General features: G+C 39.6%; 8 protein-coding genes and 5 pseudogenes. 1 reads left to right on the top strand and 12 read right to left on the bottom strand.

All coding sequences use genetic code 11. The features are described 5' to 3' along the window. Nucleotides 1-20: 20 nt before the first annotated feature. Nucleotides 21-1,259 (top strand): annotated as a pseudogene (locus LIT25_26600) (IS110 family transposase). A 158-nt stretch (nt 1,260-1,417) separates the two neighbouring features. Here LIT25_26600 and LIT25_26595 read toward each other — a convergent pair. The 12 genes and pseudogenes from LIT25_26595 to LIT25_26540 form a co-directional block, all read right to left on the bottom strand. Continuing rightward, nucleotides 1,418-1,585, bottom strand: a pseudogene (locus LIT25_26595) (IS3 family transposase). A 345-nt stretch (nt 1,586-1,930) separates the two neighbouring features. Continuing rightward, a complete protein-coding gene (locus LIT25_26590; GenBank protein USK36698.1) occupies nt 1,931-6,067 on the bottom strand; it encodes a S8 family serine peptidase in 4,137 nt (1,378 codons plus the stop codon). A gap of 266 nt (nt 6,068-6,333) precedes the next feature. Further along, complete coding sequence (locus LIT25_26585; protein ID USK36697.1) at nt 6,334-9,870, bottom strand: S8 family serine peptidase; 3,537 nt, start codon at nt 9,868-9,870, stop codon at nt 6,334-6,336. A 184-nt stretch (nt 9,871-10,054) separates the two neighbouring features. Next, a pseudogene (locus LIT25_26580) lies at nt 10,055-10,591 on the bottom strand (response regulator transcription factor). Between the two features lie 381 nt (nt 10,592-10,972). Further along, on the bottom strand, nt 10,973-11,635 hold the full coding sequence (locus LIT25_26575) for an IS6 family transposase (protein USK36774.1): 663 nt from the start codon (nt 11,633-11,635) through the stop codon (nt 10,973-10,975). A 175-nt stretch (nt 11,636-11,810) separates the two neighbouring features. Further along, nucleotides 11,811-12,137 (bottom strand): hypothetical protein, encoded by a 327-nt coding sequence (locus LIT25_26570; protein ID USK36696.1) that lies wholly within the window; start codon nt 12,135-12,137, stop codon nt 11,811-11,813. Nucleotides 12,138-12,269: 132 nt separating this feature from the next. Beyond that, nucleotides 12,270-14,876, bottom strand: a complete 2,607-nt coding sequence (locus LIT25_26565) for a carbohydrate-binding protein (GenBank protein USK36695.1) — start codon at nt 14,874-14,876, stop codon at nt 12,270-12,272. A 200-nt stretch (nt 14,877-15,076) separates the two neighbouring features. Beyond that, a pseudogene (locus LIT25_26560) lies at nt 15,077-15,187 on the bottom strand (twin-arginine translocase subunit TatC). Nucleotides 15,188-15,221: 34 nt separating this feature from the next. Next, on the bottom strand, nt 15,222-15,446 hold the full coding sequence (tatA, locus tag LIT25_26555) for a twin-arginine translocase TatA/TatE family subunit (GenBank protein ID USK36694.1): 225 nt from the start codon (nt 15,444-15,446) through the stop codon (nt 15,222-15,224). Between the two features lie 203 nt (nt 15,447-15,649). Then, nucleotides 15,650-15,900 (bottom strand): annotated as a pseudogene (locus LIT25_26550) (DUF839 domain-containing protein). A 366-nt stretch (nt 15,901-16,266) separates the two neighbouring features. Then, nucleotides 16,267-16,440: a PTS system mannose/fructose/sorbose family transporter subunit IID gene (locus LIT25_26545; protein ID USK36773.1), complete on the bottom strand. Its 174-nt coding sequence runs from the start codon at nt 16,438-16,440 to the stop codon at nt 16,267-16,269. A 172-nt stretch (nt 16,441-16,612) separates the two neighbouring features. Beyond that, nucleotides 16,613-16,789, bottom strand: a complete 177-nt coding sequence (locus tag LIT25_26540) for a hypothetical protein (protein ID USK36693.1) — start codon at nt 16,787-16,789, stop codon at nt 16,613-16,615. Nucleotides 16,790-17,439: the final 650 nt, after the last annotated feature.

Raw genomic sequence — 17,439 nt, 5'->3', positions numbered from 1 at the left:
CTAGAGGAGGAGATTCAAGTATGAATCCAGTCATTGGTCTGGATGTTTCAAAAGGGGAAAGTCAGGTTCAAGCATTCTTAGATAAAGGTAAACCATATAGGAAGAGCTTTAGTATTGAACACAATCTTGAAGGCTTGAGGAATTTACTAGAATTCCTTCAAGAAGTGGAAAAAACGGCTAATGGTAACCAACCTTCGGCCGTTTTAGAGTCAACTGGACACTACCATACTCCAGTTATTCAATTTTTGGAGGAGCAAAATTATGTTTATATTATTGTTAATCCACTACTCTCACATCGAGCCAAAAGTTCAAGTTTGCGTAAGGTAAAAACAGATGCAGTTGATGCTTATCATCTTTGTGAGTTGTTTTATAAAGAAGAGTTAGAGCCTTATAAAAAACGAGGAGTACAACTCTTAAACCTTCGCAATCTAACAAGACAACAGGAAAGTATTGCGGAAATATCAGCAAAGACTAAGTTACAGCTCCATTCCCTAATAGATCAGGTAATTCCTGAGTATAGAGGTGTTTTTGGAAGTCCTTATTCAAAAGTATCATTGCTTACTCTACTTGCATTTCCAACTTCTGAGGCCGTCTTAAGTGTGAGTGAAAAAGAACTAACTGAAAAAATAGCTTCGTTATGTATGAGCCGTTAAGAACTATGGGCAAAAGAAAAGGCACAAAAGTTAAGAGAATCAGCCAATCGTAACCCGTTCCAAAGCAATCTGTACCAAAGTCATATCTTTAATCTTGAAACGTTGATTAACATAGTTCTTCAATACCAAGAGCATCTATCAAAAATTGCGGATGAAATAGATGCCCTCGCTAGTGAAATTGAAGAATATAAAATACTCCAATCTATCCCTGGAATCGGAGAAAAAATCGCTGCAACGATTATTTCTGAAGTCGGAGAGATAGATCGGATTAATGATGCCAAAAAACTAGTTGCATTCGCTGGAGTAGATCCTAGTGTTTACTCTTCTGGTAAGTTTACTGCATCAGTTAATCGAATTACCAAAAGAGGATCTTGCAGACTACGTCACGCTTTGTATATGGCTGTTCAAAGTGGTATTCGGGATGCCCGTAAGAAGAAAACAACAGATGAGATCATAGCACGCAATAAAAGACTAAGAGAGTTTTACGATAAGAAACGAGAAGAAGGAAAACCCTTCAGGGTAGCAGTTATTGCATGTGTTAATAAGCTCTTATATTGGATATACGCCTTACTAAAAAGCAGAACTACTTTCCAAGATATAGCTTAGAAACTATATCTAACTAAATACAACAAAACCTTCCAAGAACAGATTAACGGAAGGGTATTTGCCATGAATATTTTTAGTATATCATGTGGCTATTAATCTTTTTATTGAAAAATGTTGACAAACTATTAGCTGGTTTAGCATTCCTGCAGAGCGTTAATTTTCAACTTTTCCTGAGATTCTGAAGAAAAGTAGTTATAAAAACCTAAGCGAGAAACTCCCGCAATTTCGCATAAGTAACTCACCATATTTTTAATTTCGTACTTTGCAATTACAGAACGTATTAAAAGAAACCGCTGTTCAGCAGAGACTTTTACTCGTTTTTCTTCAGCCCCCTTTCCATCATGTCTAACTTTTTTAGTAACTCAAATCGGACAATCTTTTTGTTTTATAAACGCTCAAAAGAAAATAATGTTAAAAATCTGGTGGTCAAAATGGTGGTCAGTTATTTTTCCTCATAAATAAAAAATAAGAAAAACCCTCAACACTAATCGTGTCAAGGGTTTACAGGTATTAGTCCATGCTCATATATTGTTCGCGTTCCCAAGGGTGAACTTGTGTGCAGAACACATCTCATCCTTTTTTTCCTTTTTAAAATATGCTCAAAATGATTTTATATCAGGTATTTTACTTTTTTGGGGGGAATGCTCTAGATTCCTCCCCTTCTATTTTTGCTATTGCTTTGGCTCAAGTCCGATCAGGCGCAGGAAGTATTCCAGATCTTTTTTGCCAATTGTTGCTTTTGGCTGCTTATTAGCAGGTGCATCCGGCCCCTTCGTTAAGAAGTTTTTCTCAACGAAACGAATATCGGTTTCATTCACCACGCCGTCCTGATTGAGATCTTGCGGCACGATCGATGGATCATTCGTACCATAGGCTTCTGCGATACTTTGTATATCGAGAATATCAATCATGCTGTCACCATTCACGTCCCCCGCAAGACCTTTACCACCTAATCTAAAATGTTGCCCGCGCATCTCACCGTTTACAGAATATCCAGGAATGAATTTCTTCATCACTTTGAGATGTCCCGGAACATCAATAACAATTGTGTATGCTTCCGTAGAAGCTGGGATACCATGAATGCTGTAGAATCCTTTATTATCAATTGTTCCTTTATATTTTTTACCGCTTGGGGACATCACATATACTTGGGCACCGATTTTTGAATAATCACCTATTGGCAAAGAACCGTCATTTCTCAAAAATGCTTCTGGTTGGATAGAACCCTGCACTCTGGAATGCGTTGGAATAAGGTTAAAATTTTCCGTATTGTAAAAAGGAATGGCAGTAGCGGCTGTTTGTCCCGCTTTCATATAAGACGCCTGTAGTACATTAAAACTGGTAACATTATCGTAAAATGCATCACTTACTACTTTGAACGTAACATCAAGGAAAGGCAGATCGCCGTCCATACCGCTAAATGCATTCCCTTTCATAGATGCGCCAACATTCACTGTATTAGTTAGAGCTCCTTCTGTCAGCACAGGTTCTTGCAGCGATACCTCCAAGCCTTTTTCCTTCGCATACTCATTTGCCGCACTGTTCAGCTTCACATTCTCAAACTTAAACAGATCATTCTTGAATTCGACTTGGAAGTCCCCAGATACAAGCTGCTTCGCATTATTGAGGCTGAGTGTCATTGTTACAGTATCACCGATTTTTACATCTTTCTTATCATAACTAGAAGTCGTATATTCCGTGCCTTCTTTTACGAAGACATAGTGTTGTTTACCCATTGCAGTTGCAATATCAGACGTAGTCAAAGTCAGCTTTAGAGGCTTCGTTGCAATATCATTTGCCTCAACTCCGAATTTTACATCTCCATTCGCTTGGATTGGGAAGTACCCATTTATGAATGGAGAGTTTGCAGAGTAACCCATGCTGTTGGATGATTGGTCAACGTTCAAGCCTTTGGATTGTAATACGTCCACTGTCTCATCCTTAGCTGTTCCATGCAGCCATACCGCTTTTTGTCCATCCTCTACTGTAAACATGGAGTCATTAACCTCGATTACACCCGGTTTTTTATCCATGTTTACTTCTGGTGCTGTATTGTCCACAATAAGCGGATTGTCTGCAACATATGATTTCCCTTCCTCATCGTGTGCAATCAGTTCCATTATATAATCGCCTGCCGGAAGCTTTACAGGAAGATCACCAATCGGCTTAGAAGGATCATTTGTAAATGGATAGACAGTACCGCTAAATGCATTCATAAGAAACGTTTCTCTGTCTATTAGTAATTTACTAGTATCCGCTGTTCCTACAAAACCTACAGCTTTCCCTGTTTTACTGTCCTTAACAAGCACATCAATGGTTTTCATAGGGCTATTCAATTTCATGATGACATGGACATACGGGTACATATATTGCCAGAAAGGCGTCGTATTTGTCACGGATGGCTTGCTCGTTTTCGCATAATCAAATCCCTTTTCCGTCACCATGACAGCAAATGGAATTTGATAGGTTTCGGCTGGATTGTTCGTATTGGTCACATGAATATACCCTTCATATCTTCCTGCCACAGCACTGGTTGGTATCGTGATTTTTGGCTGAAACTCCTGTTCTTGGCCGCTTCCTACTGTAAATGATGAAGGCACTGCCACTTTTACACCGTTCTTCACTGCGTCTTGGATGCCTTTACGCTCGCCATGATACTCCACTTCTAGGTTAAAAGATTTTTCTTCCAGGCTGTTGTTTTGAACCGTCACCTTTCTGCTTGCTTCAATTGGCTGATCACCATTTTTATAATATCTGCCGAATACGATGGAGCCGGTTTGTTCGTCAATTTCTACGATATTTCCATTTTCGATATTTTTTGTTTTATCCCATACTTTGATTGATGTATCTGTATGAACCGCTTGATAGGCATCGATTCGTCCCGCCCCTACTTCGTATACAGAATAATCCTCTTTTAAATCGTCTGAAGTATTCATGAGTGCCGATTTTACATCGAAAGGAGTGTATTCCGGATGCTCCTGCAGAATCAATGCTGCTGTACCTGCTGTGTGAGGAGTAGCCATAGACGTGCCCGATAAGCGCACATAGGCATTCCCGTAATTAATGCCATCCTGCGGATCATTGATATATTCCGGTGCTGTAGAGAAAACCGACACACCTGGAGCGACTACATCCGGCTTAATATCATAATTTCCATTTACCGGCCCGCGTGAACTGAAATCTGCTAAATGATCGCCTTCCGTTTTTGTGTTGCTTAACGTTTCAAAGGTGAAAGAACCTTCGCCCAGCCCATTTAACCGCTCACCATCCGCTTTTGATAGGCGGAAAGCCGGGATTAAACCGACGGCCTCACCTAAATAGGCAGATATTTGCCCGTCAACATTGTTATACACAATCACTGCTTTAGCCCCAGCGTTTTTAGCATTTTTGATTTTTTCATCAAACGTAATTTCTCCGCGCTGAATCAACGCAAGTTTCCCATTGACATCTTTCCCAGCAAAGTCATCAGCTTTACCAAGACCTGCATAAACAATTGGTAAGGATTGTCCTTGTAAATCTTCTAACTTATTAGAAAAATCTTTACCCAGCAGCTGCATATTTTCAAATTTTTCGCCGGAAGCGCTTCCATTAAATGTCGGAATCGACATCGAAGCATCGCTTGCCCCTACTGAAATGCCAAGGGCTGCTGTTCCTGGGGAACCGAGAGTTTTTTCGTTCGGTCCGGCATTTCCTGCGGCAACAACTGTCACCACGCCTGAAAGCATAGCGTTATTTGTTGCGACAGAAGTGGCATATAACGGATCGTTGGTTCTGGCGCCGAGCGACATATTGATGACGTCCATGCCATCTGTAATCGCTTTATCGATACCAGCAAGGATTCCCGCTGTATCTCCCCCTCCCCAAGGTCCTAATACTCTATAAGCATATAAATCTACTTCAGGTGCTACCCCTTTAACAGCGTAATCGACATTGTTTTTCTTTTGTGCTGCTATCGTCCCCGCGACATGTGTCCCGTGGTTTGTGTAATACACTAAACCAGGGTATTCTGGCTTGCCAGCATTGATCCAATCCTCGTATGTCGTTTCCATCGGATCGGTATCATTATCTACAAAATCATATCCGCCTTTATAAGCTTCTTTTAAGTCAGGATGATTGTAGTCAACACCTGTATCAAGAACACCGACTTTAATGCCCTTACCGGTAATGTTCTCGGCATGCAGCTTGTCCACTCCAATTTGCGGAATACTGTCCGCCATTTTTGGATCGATTGCTTCTTTTGTTTTTACCGGCGGTTCCACTTTTACTTCGTAATCTTTAAAAATACGATTAACTACTCCTGATTCAAGCAAATCCTGCACGGCCACGCCAGGCAGTGTCATCGCTACACCATTGATGGCGTTTGTATACTCTCTAGTGATGTTTATATCTTCCGCTTTGTATTTGGTCACGTTTTTCTGTGATTTCAATAATTGCACATGCTGTTTAAAATCTTTATGAGATTTTTCCACTTTCTCATTCGCAATTGCAGAAGACAGTTTCGTTCCTTTCGCCGCTTGTTTCATCACTTCAATTTTCGCTGGCGCCTGTTTGAATTCCACGATGACTTTGACTAATTCCGGACTATTCACATTAATATCCGGAGAAATGGTAAAGCTTGGCTTTGTATCCAACTGCTCTAATGCTTTTCTTTGTTCCACAGACAGGCTCTTTAGAATTTCTTCCGCATGATCCACTGAATTCAGCTCGTACGGGCTTTTCGCCAATACGTTATACGGTGCGCCTTGAGACAATAACAATCCAACAGCTAATGTTCCTGTAAGTATCTTCCTTATTTTCTTTCTCTTCATACCGCATCTCCTTCTCCAATATTATTTTTCATTAAAAAATGAATGAACTAGCAAACTATGTTTCGACAATTATCCCACATTTCTACTTTTCTGAAAATTAAACATAAGAAGTAAATTTTGCACCTATTGGTTCTATATCAGTATAAAACAAAAGTACTACTCCGCGACTTTTTGTTTAATCATTCATCTTTTGCGTATAGATATAGCACCATGCACCGGGCATGAAAAAACCCAAGTGAGTTATCCTCACTTGGGCCGCAATCGGTTTATGGCTGGAGAACCGTTACTTGTTTAGGTGTGGTTGTCACTTTAAAGCCGTCTTTTGTAGCGACATCTACTGAAATCGTATATGTGCCGCTTGGAAGATCTTTATCAGGTGTCCATTTTGCTTTTAATGTATGTTCATTTTTCACTGTAGATGAATCTACAATCTGCCCGCTTGCATTTCTAACATGAATCGTCCAGTCTACTCTGTTATAAGCCCACGCAGAAATACTTGCTGACTTATTTTGGTTAAGACCAGCAGTCGGGGTTATACCAATGGTTTGAATGGCCATACTTTGCTTATTATAGCTTTGATCTCCCCACGTAGTCCAAGATATATTTCCTGCATAATCAATAGCTAAAATGACCATACCTTTCGGCTCTGTATTGACAGTTAGAGATTTTTGCTCAGGCGGCACTTCATGATATTGACCATTTACATAAACAACAGCAGAATTAAAGTCACTTGCATTATCTTCCGCATGGAAGGCAATTTCATATTTTCCGTTCTTTGGTGTTACCTCAATATCTGAAACGGTCGGAGCGACGGAATCTACCGTAATTGGCATTTTGACAATCTGTGGTTTTGCGTTTGGATTATCTAATGTTGTTTTGATAACATATTGATACACACCATCAGGTACATATTGTCCAGATGAGTCTTTCATATCCCATTTATATCCGCCATACTTTGTATCCCCATATGACATGATATTTTTTCTAAATTTCCATGGAGTACCAGTATACTCACTAAAATCGCCTAAATTTTTAATGAGATTTCCAGATTGATCTTCAATATACATTTCAGCTTTGTCTAAATTACGTAAGGCTTGGAATGACGGATAGATGCCATCGAGTATATAGTTTTTCGAGAATGCAATATGGTTAAGACTGAACCTTCCAGTATATGGGTTATATCCCAAAGGATAACTTTCTGAATTCTCATCCCAAAGGGCAGTATATCCTACAAATGCTTCCTTCTCCCATGCAGGTGCATCGATATTTCGTGGTTCATCCCATTTTCCATAGAAGCCCATATATGGAACAGTTAAAGGAACTGCTGCATTACTGTTTTTGCCAGTTGGGACTAAGCGAACATAGCCCTCAACAAACGCATTTTTCTTTAAGTTCTTCGGTAATAAAAGCGTTACATCCAGATCTTTTTCTTGCCCCGGTTTAATTTTTATATTCGTTCCTTGTGTATGAGTGACTGCTTCCCCGTTCACTAATGAGGTAGCCCCTTGTACACGCTTGCTTGTTAAAGTTAAATATTCTTTGGAATCCAACGTTCCATCATTGTCTAAGTCAAATTCTTTTGTTTCTGTTTCATCCGTCAAAACATCTACATACACGGTATACTCCAATTCTTTTACATCTGCGTTTTTAAGAGCTTCCACATTCAACTTGAAATGCGCATTGTTGCCCTTAATCTCTTTTAACGCAACTGCTCCTGCTTGCTCTAGCGGAGTATCTTTGCTGGTGACAATAACAGGCGTTTTAATCGCATTTTGAATTTGCATTAAGCCGGATCCTTGGACACGAGGAGAATACGGTACCTTATTATTCGTACGAGGATCTTCTACTACCTTTGATGTATTCATCAATGCAATTTTTGCCTTTAACGCTGTATTCTTTGAATGAGATAACCCTTTTTCATATAAGGCTTGCAGCAGCAATGCTGAACCGCCTGCAACATGAGGAGCTGCCATCGATGTACCGCTCATTACTTCATAATCATTACCTGGTATAGTTGAATAAATATTTCCTCCAGGAGCAGAAATCTCTGGTTTAAAATCTAATGTACTTGGAGAACCAAAGGATGAAAAATAGGACATGGTGCCCTTCGCTGGATTCTCTACCCAAGTACCGCCTGTATATTTCATACTTAAATATTGACCGCTTGGCAGACTACCCATTTTACTTAACAATGCTTCACCTGCAGCTTTACTTGTTGACGCCGTTGGTGCTGCAGTTGGCGTTACTGGCAGAGTAGTATAATCTGACCAATTTGCAGGTGGTATCATAATAATTGCCTTTGCTCCTGCTCTCTTAGCTTCCCACTGAATGGTTGAAACCGTACTATATGAATTTAATAGTTTAACCACAGCAATGTAGTCAGTTTTGCCTTTAGGATAATCTGATGCATTCTTTCCTTCCCCAACATATACCAAGTCATAAGGTACATCTGGCGAAAGAACCTTAGAGACTTTAAAATTATACGATGCTGGAAATTGCGTTTGATCTTTGAACGGCACCGAAAAACCACTTGCATCTGCTAATGCATTTAAATGAAGTTTCGTATTTTCATAGGAAGCAACCGATAGAGCATATGGACTTACACCCGGTGCACCAACTGTTCCAATATCAGGATTTTCTGCATATGGTTTTAATGAAGAGAGAATGATATTATTCTTCGTACTGTAGGCTGAATTTCCGGCTGCTGCTACAACAAGGGTGCCTTGTTCTGTCGCAACTCGAATGGCTTTTTGAATCGGATCAAATTCTTCATCTACATAGCCTGCATCGACACCTAAACTCATGTTAATTACATCTGCACCCATTGTGACTGCATGCTCAATTCCAGCGATAATATCATCCTCATAGGCACCGCCGCCATTATCTGAAAATACCTTCTCAGCTAATAGTTGAACACCTGGTGCAATACCCTCGACTCCATCTTTCGTTTCGTCTCCACTTGCTCCAATTGTACCAGCCACGTGTGTACCATGCGGACTGCCATTTGTTCCCGGAATGACATCCGTATCATTGTCTGCCCAATCATATCCTGTTGGAACTTTGTCGGAATACCAAATTTCGTTTACGTCTGTCTCAGCAAATTTTTGATTAATTTTATCTTGAGTCCATTTTTCCTTCGCTTTGGCTGTGTCAGATAATGTCATATCTTTGTGCGTATAATCAATCCCGGAATCTACGACCGCTACTACTAATCCTTCACCTTTATAGCCATATTGCTCCCATACTTTTTGAGCTTGTACTAATTCTTTACTTGCTGCCATATTTTCCTGGAAAGTTCTGGCGATATGGACATTCGTAACCCCAGGAATAGACTGGATATCTTTTATATTTTGGAACTCTGTTTCTACACTGAATCCGTTAAACCCTTTGAAAAAACGATGCTTCACTTTAATAGGAGCATTTGATTTCGAATTTTTTTCATTTGAGATTTGTTCGATTACTTTATCTTGTTTTTGTTTATATAAAGATTTTTTGCTTTTGGCTGTTTGCTTAATTTCTGCTGGCTGTTCAACTTCTACGATTAAGCGAACCGTATCATTCGGTTTATATGCTTTAGCAAAACCTTCCTTTTTGACGTCTTTATATAGTGAATCTTTTTGACCTGTTTCGATCTTATCCTTATCAAAAAATAATTGTCCTCCCTGTTCCGCCATTTCTTTAGCCATTGGCGAATCAACTGGCGTTACATCACCTTCTGCAAAAACGGTAAGTGATGAAAATAATAAGGAAGTCATCGCTGCCGTGGTCATGACTTTCCATGCCTTCATTTTTCCTTTTTTCATGAACCTATCTCCTTTTCCTTATAAAAAAATAAATTAAAACTAGTAAACTTCAAATCTATCTTTATCATCTCTCATTTTCACTTTTCTGAAAATTAATCAAAAGGTATAATTGCTATAGCTTTTGGTTCTATGGCAACATAAAACAAAAGAACTATCCGCACCTTAAATAGCGCAGGATAGTTCTTTAAGAAAATGGAACAAGTTGATTTCGAACGGCATAAATGACTGCCTGTGAACGCTTTTCACATTCAGCTTTTTAAAAATCTTATTGATGTGAATTTTGACGGTCTTGTCACTGATAAATAGCGCTTCAGCGATTTCCTTGTTGCTAAGACCTTTGACCAATTCAAACAGTATTTCTTTTCCTCGCTCGGTCAAAGTATTTTCATTTGATTCGGATTACGTTTGCTGGTGATGATATGTAATTAACTTTTTGGTCATGCGAGGATGAATAATAGAATCTCCTAGTGATACCATTCGAATGGCCGCCTCCACTTGTTCAGATGGCGAATCCTTCAATACATAGCCATCTGCACCCGCCCGCAGTGCTTCCATTTAGTATTAATCATCTTCAAACATCGTCAACACAAGAACACGGCAATTCGGATACTGACTTTTCACGCGTGACGTAACCTTAATTCCATTTTTTCCAGGGAGATTGATGTCCATCAAAATACGTTCTACACTCCTCTACTTTTTCCAATACCTCATCCACGGAAACGCCACCTTCCTTTATTTCAAAGAATCTATTTATCCATTATTATCCAACAAAAAAAACCGGCACTGGCAAAATGGAAAATATCCACTAGCCAATCACCGGCTGTAAGCTCATCCTCAAATGGCAAGCTACTATATTAGTTTAATGCCTATTTCTTTATTTGACTGCTCATCAAATGTTATAATTTGTATGTGCCTTTTGTTTTAGATGTATAGCACCAAAGATATAGATGAATCCCATTAATCTAAAGGGTTGTTTTAGGAATACTGGGGACTGATCATTATTATAGAATCGATTCTAAGCAGCATGTTATCGGAGGATTCGGTTCTGGTGCAAAAAATACTCGATAGAAACATAGAGTGTCAATTTCCTTAAATTGCTAGCTTATGAAGCTAATTCAAACAATTTATGAATGAATTCTTTTTGATTTTGGACAGACTTCTCCCTTTGGAGAGTCTGTCTTTTTTTGATCATGTGCATAGCCTCTATCCCCGCAATAATTCGTTTAGCAGTTCGCAAGGACTTTAATCCAAGCATCGGGCGAATTCGTTTTTTAATGAAGCGATGATCCTGAACTACGATATTGTTGAGATATTTCACTTGCCTTAGTTGGATGCCTTCAGGCATCTGCTTTTCTTCTTTTAACTCTTGGATAGCGCTGGGATAAGCTGGGTTCTTGTCTACGGTTATCACACGAGGCTTAGAAACGTGCGAAAAAGCCAAGGCTTTCTTAAAAAAGCGCTTGGCTGCTTGTTTATTTCTTGCTTTACTTAGATAAAAATCAATCGTATTCCCTTCTGAATCAACGGCACGATACAGATATATCCATTGACCTTTGACTTCCAGATAGGTTTCATCGACTCTCCAGGAATCATTGGTTGGTTTAAGACAACGTCGTACTCGTTCATCTAATTCAGGTCCATATTGATGAACCCAACGCATAATGGTTGTATGAGCCATAGATAGTCCACGTTCTTCCATCATTTCGACTGAATCACGAAAACTGAGGTTATACCGTAGGTACCATCGAACGGATAATAAAATAATATCAGGTTGATAATGTTTCCACTTGAATTATCTTCGGGGTGTCACTTTAGGAGTTATTTTGCACTTATTTTAGGCGATATTTTGCACATCTAACCTTAAAAACCCAGCATCTTCTCATGTGAAGATGCTGGGTTTCTGATTATCTACATCAATCATTTTTAGAACATTTCGGATCTTACCAGTAAAAAAGCGACTGCTCTTTGTTCTGATCTGATTGGGGGAGAACATCAGATTTATCCCACTTTGTATGCCAAAACGTTTGTGGGTCTCCGTCAATCGCCATGGATGTTGCATTATTAGCGGCACTTGTTTCCTGACTTGTCGCTGTTTCCGTCATTTGAGACTGTGGGATACTATTAACAGTTACTCTAATGCTGGTTGTCAAAGGCACGTTATTGGGATTTTCCACCCCATTTGGCAAAGTTACAGTTCCATTTACAGTGAAGGTCTGTACAGTCTTTAAAGTGGGATCATAGTTTGAAGCATCTACATTCCATGTCACTTTGGCTTGAATGGGGTGGCTGCCTGAATCGGTAACCTAGTCTACTGTCGTTGGCAATCCAAGGGCGTCCGCTGTCTTCGCCGTCCCGATGGCCACTGTTACCGGTGCAGGTGCTGTGATGCTGTTTAATTTTCAATCATTCATCTTTACCAATTCAAACGAACGGAAGTCAAATCCCGCTTGCTTTATTTTTAACCTTACAGTATGCGCGCCTTTGCTTAGTTCTACAGTATCTGATCTAGTCTTCCAGGAAGTCCAGCCACCGGTACTCGGCAAAGATATTGTTTTCTGGTAAACACCATCGACAATAAAATCTATTGCTCCATCACCAGGTGCTGCTACCAGGAAATCTGCACGATAAGTTCCTGTACTCTCTACATTCACAACATAGTCCAACCAGGTGTTTTTGGTTAGATAAACTACCATCTGTCCGTCATCGGTAGGGATTACACTAGACATTGCATTATAGCTTGAAGCTAGTATCAATCCTGGTACTGATTGTACACCAGGCTTTACCGTATATATATCTACTGTAAATGAAGCAGTTTTTCCACCTACCGTATACGTTACGGTCTGACCCATTTCCTCAGCAATACTTTTAAAGCCGGTTATGTTGTCAGCACTTACCTTCACATTCTGTGTAGAACCGTCGCTATAGGTACCAACAACGGTCATGCCACTGATATTAATTTTTTCCCCTATAGTATAAATCCGCTTTGTTGGCAGATTTGTAATTGTGATGCTTTCCAACTTAGCGTCAGAAGTCTCATTGGCAATCGCCTTTATCTGATCGGTGGACAATGCATGATTGTAAATCCTAACAGCATCGATATTTCCATTGAAGACATGTTTGCCGCTGCTGTCTGCACCGATATACGTTCCCGTTCTAGGTTTGGCAGGAGTTGTGTTCTTGTTGGTTACTGGTACGCTGTTGCCATTGATATAAAGCTCCCAGGTTCCGCTTCTTCTTGCCGCAGTAATATTGGTCCATTGTCCTGCAGTCAACGCAGTCTGCGATCCAAGGATCTTCTGACCGTTGATCGCAATGGACACCTTATCGCCTTGGTCATGATCCAGCACGATTGAATATCCATTGGTACGGCCATCTCCGTTGGACAATATTTGTTGAGATCCTGAGGTTGCACCATTCCACTTCACCCAAGCTGTTAGCGTTACATCGTCTCTTTTGGTTGATGCAAGGCCTGCGCTCGCATAATTGCCGTCAGCACCGTTCAGGCTGAGCGAAGCTGAACCTTCCATTTTATCCGTCTTATCATAGGCAGCACTTCCATGCAAGGTTGCAATTAACCCATTCTTGATACTGTCGTTGCCATTGCCGTTAAATCCCCACATCGTGCTGGGATCGGTACTTTTCATAATTTGTAATTTATCTATGTTCATGCCCGCTGCGTTGCCATCGCTTTTTATGACGATCTTGTTATTTGGACCCGGATTCAGATCAATAGCAACCGCCAGATCGTTATATGAACTCATTCCTCCGGTAGTCGGAACGCTAAGCGTCTGTACCTTGGTTCCATTTACATATACCCCCATCGAAGCATTAGCAGCATCGGTAGCATACCCTATTTTCAATATTTTATTGCCGCCAGATGCTCCTCCGTCAACCCTGAGCATTTCCAAATATGCTCGTCCATCGTTCATATTGACAACCTTACTACCAGACGCATTGACGTCATCGCTCATGGTTGCGTAAGCGAATACACCATCTTCGGCTTCGTACGCACCTTTTTTATTCGGTTTCAGTAGTATCGTACCGTTCCATATTGTTGTTAACGTATTGAAGTGCCTGCCCCTAATTTGCACCTTGTTTTTATACACATCAAATATTAAACCTTGACAGCCAGCGCCAGTAACAAATCCATCTCTTACTGCTGAGAATTCTTTGCTATATAAATTGTTTTCCAATCTAATATCATTATGGAGATGCCCTGTTGTTAAAATAGCCTGTGGATATTTCGCCAAAACTTTCTTGATTTTCTGCTGCTGTAAAAAATCAACTCCGATATAACCATCCGATGGATATGATTTAGATACAGTTGCGTCTAATGGATGATGCAAGAACAGAAAAATCGGCTTGCTTGGGTCGGCATTGGAAGCTAGCTTGCTCTCTAACCAACTGATCTGCTCGTCGGAAATAAATGCCCATTTTTCCTCTGATCCTAAAAAAATGAAATGATAACCTTCGATCCACTTATCATAATACAATCCCGGCATTCCTGTCTTTTTTAAATATCTATTCTTGGATATGTTGAAATCAGGATCGTAGTCATACTCGTGGTTTCCAATTGTATAATATACTGGAGCATGTTTTGTTGCATTCATCGCATTTATGACAGTGTCATATTCATCATCTCTTTGATAATTGACCATATCCCCATTTGAAACTATAGCACTGACATTGTTAGCAACAGAGTCATTCAACGCCTCAGCAAGATTCGTTGTATTGACATGTATGTCAGATATGGACATAAAGCTGAAGATAGGGTTTTCTGCCCCTGCTGGTTTCATGATGGATGAACTAGATGCTGCACTAGATGCTGCACTAGCTGGTAAACCAGGAATTGAGTTTACTAGAGTCGATCCTATGGCAGCAGCTCCAACAAAAATCGTGGTCTTCTGCAAAAAGGTGCGGCGATCCATTTCCACATTAAAAGGATCATTTTTTACCGTTTTTACTTCTTCGTTTAATACGTTTTGGTCTTTCATAATTTTTTTCATTGAATATTCTTCCCTTCTAACAAAGTATTATTTTTCACAATATTAATAATAATGAGTAGATATTAAGTTTATAACTCAAGTCATGCTGGAATCCGTTTCCTCTATCTTTTCATAAATACGCTATTGTTGTGACAACACATATTGAGCGTCTCGCAGCAAAATGGTTGCAGCTTCTTGAAATGTATTTCCCGTTTTGTGCCTTCAGGTGGCGTAATCAAGATCGATACTACAATAAGAGCAAAATATGAGAGTTTCCTCGCTTTAGCCAGTCTGATTGGGTTAAGAATCCCTAATTTCGTTAAGAACATCACAAAGAAATAGACGAGTTGCCTCGTCTACCTATGATTATAAAACTGCTGATTTCTCCTGCTTCTTTTCAACAGCTGTTAATTCAGGCTTTTTCGCTTCCTCTTTCTCTTCATCGGATACTAACCCCTTGGCCGCACTCTTGAATTCAGTTAACGTGCGTCCAAAAGCCCGTCCGACTTCCGGCAGCTTGGAGGGGCCGAAAATAATTAAAGCAATCACAAGTATTAAAATCAAACCAGGAATCCCTATGTTTTGTAACATTATAATTAACCTCCTATTTATATAATATTTTTTAAATCCTGCTTCTTTTGAGGGAGATAGTTAAACAACTTATAATGAGCTTTATAACCACAAATATGACATCTGACACTCTCACTTAATTTATCTTGGTTCGAGATGACATGAACGTGTGGGAGATACATCATCTTTAAAGCTTCCTTAACGTGTTTTGTACAAGCAAACATCATCTGAGGTGCGTGGCGCTCAAATGCTGCAGCTTCTAGAATGGACATCCCTTGACTCTCGGCAACTTGAGCCAGTTTGTCCGAAACTGCGGTGCAAATTGCTTCGCAGGAGCAGCATAGGACATTTCCCTTGCGCGCGCAGAGTTTCTGCGTTGGAACGGTCCCCAAATGGCAAAGGTTTGACCTGGGCTTTGAATATTGACAAAAAGCGTGTTTCCATCAGGCGAGAAGACAGGTCCTGCCAATTCAGATCGCGGGACCCCGTTAACGTCGAATCTTATTGTCCCTCCCTCGTCGTAAAGTTTTTGAGCTAAATTCGCAAGCATTGATCCTATGCAACTCTTGCTACAAGATTTCCACCAATTTATCATATCAACTCACTGATACATTCTATCGGCCGGACATTATTTTAAAACCACCACCTCCAGAATCAAATTTTCTTATCTTCTTAATGGTAAGTGATAAATTTTAATAGAGTGTAAATACAACGTAAACATTTTGTAATATTGATATATTGTTATAACTGTATAATTCAAAATTTAAATCCTGTGTAGACAGGATTTAACGAATATTCAAAATAACAAACTCACCCTGTCAGACCTGAATATCATCCTGATCTAAAATTGCTTAAACACATTTAATAGAACACCCACAATTGTAATAGCTACTAATATGAGCAGAACTTTTGTCCCACTATACTTTTTCTTAGAAATTAAATACCAGCAAAATAGGACTGCAAGAAGGGATAGGAACCCTGGGAAGAAACCGTCTAAGATCTTTTGTAATACAATAGTTTCTAAAATAGACGCGTTCCTGAAGAAACGCGCCCTTTAACAGAAGACTCGATTTCAAGATAATCTTAGAAGACATTAATAACGTTCTTCTCTATTGACCCTGTTTTGCGGAAGAACATTTCAAAGACCTTATTGAAGAAACGCATGCGTTAGTTGAATATCAATTTATTTATTCTTGATACCATCTTTCATTAAACTCAAGTTTTAAAGCATCCCCAAAATATTTTCCGAATTTAATAAACCCTCTTCCTCTTGCAGTAATTATGTTTCCATCCTTCACAACTAATTCTTCTGAATAATTTTCTTTTTCAAAGATGCCTGAACTCTCCATATTTTCTGGAGTCATTCCAACAGTATATTTTTTTCCTTTAAGATTCCTGCTTTTGCTAATAAAAATGGAGAACTTGATATACTTGCAATAATTGTTTCCTCTTTAGCAACTTTGAACCTTTGTAGAAAACAAAGAACCGAAAAGGGTCATTTGTGGGACCAACTAACCTATTCGGTAACAGGAAAACAGCCATTTCATCGGTGTTAAGACTTATGTGACGGATTAGAGCAGCAACCCTGTGATCAAGCCTTAATGGTTTCTCCGAAAGATGAACGTCATCTCTTTTAGGCCTAGTGACAGGGTTCATGTCACAGACCGCAAAGTAAACAGCAGGAAAAGTAAGATAACATTATGGTAAAGATATTTGGTAATGTTTTTGGAGATTTTTTATGGTAAACCTCAAAGCCTATGGTATCAATGAACATTATAGGTTTAAGATATCATTACAATAACTGTGGTTTTTGGTAACTATTATTGGATAAACACCTGTAAATATTCCATATACAGTAAACTACTTTGCGGTTCATAGCAGCTACCCTGCCACTGGGCCTTGTCAGTATGGGCAAATGAAGTGCTGGCATTCGCACAAAATATTAAGGTGACTATGAACAAGGACAGGAATGCACGTATTTTCAAAGCGAGACCTCTTTTCATCAAAGTTTAAA

The sequence above is a fragment of the Bacillus sp. F19 genome (genome assembly GCA_023823795.1).
In the GTDB taxonomy this organism is placed as follows: domain Bacteria; phylum Bacillota; class Bacilli; order Bacillales; family Bacillaceae; genus Bacillus_P.
The sequence above is the reverse complement of the archived record's forward strand: the minus strand, read 5'-3'. Positions and strand labels throughout refer to the sequence as shown.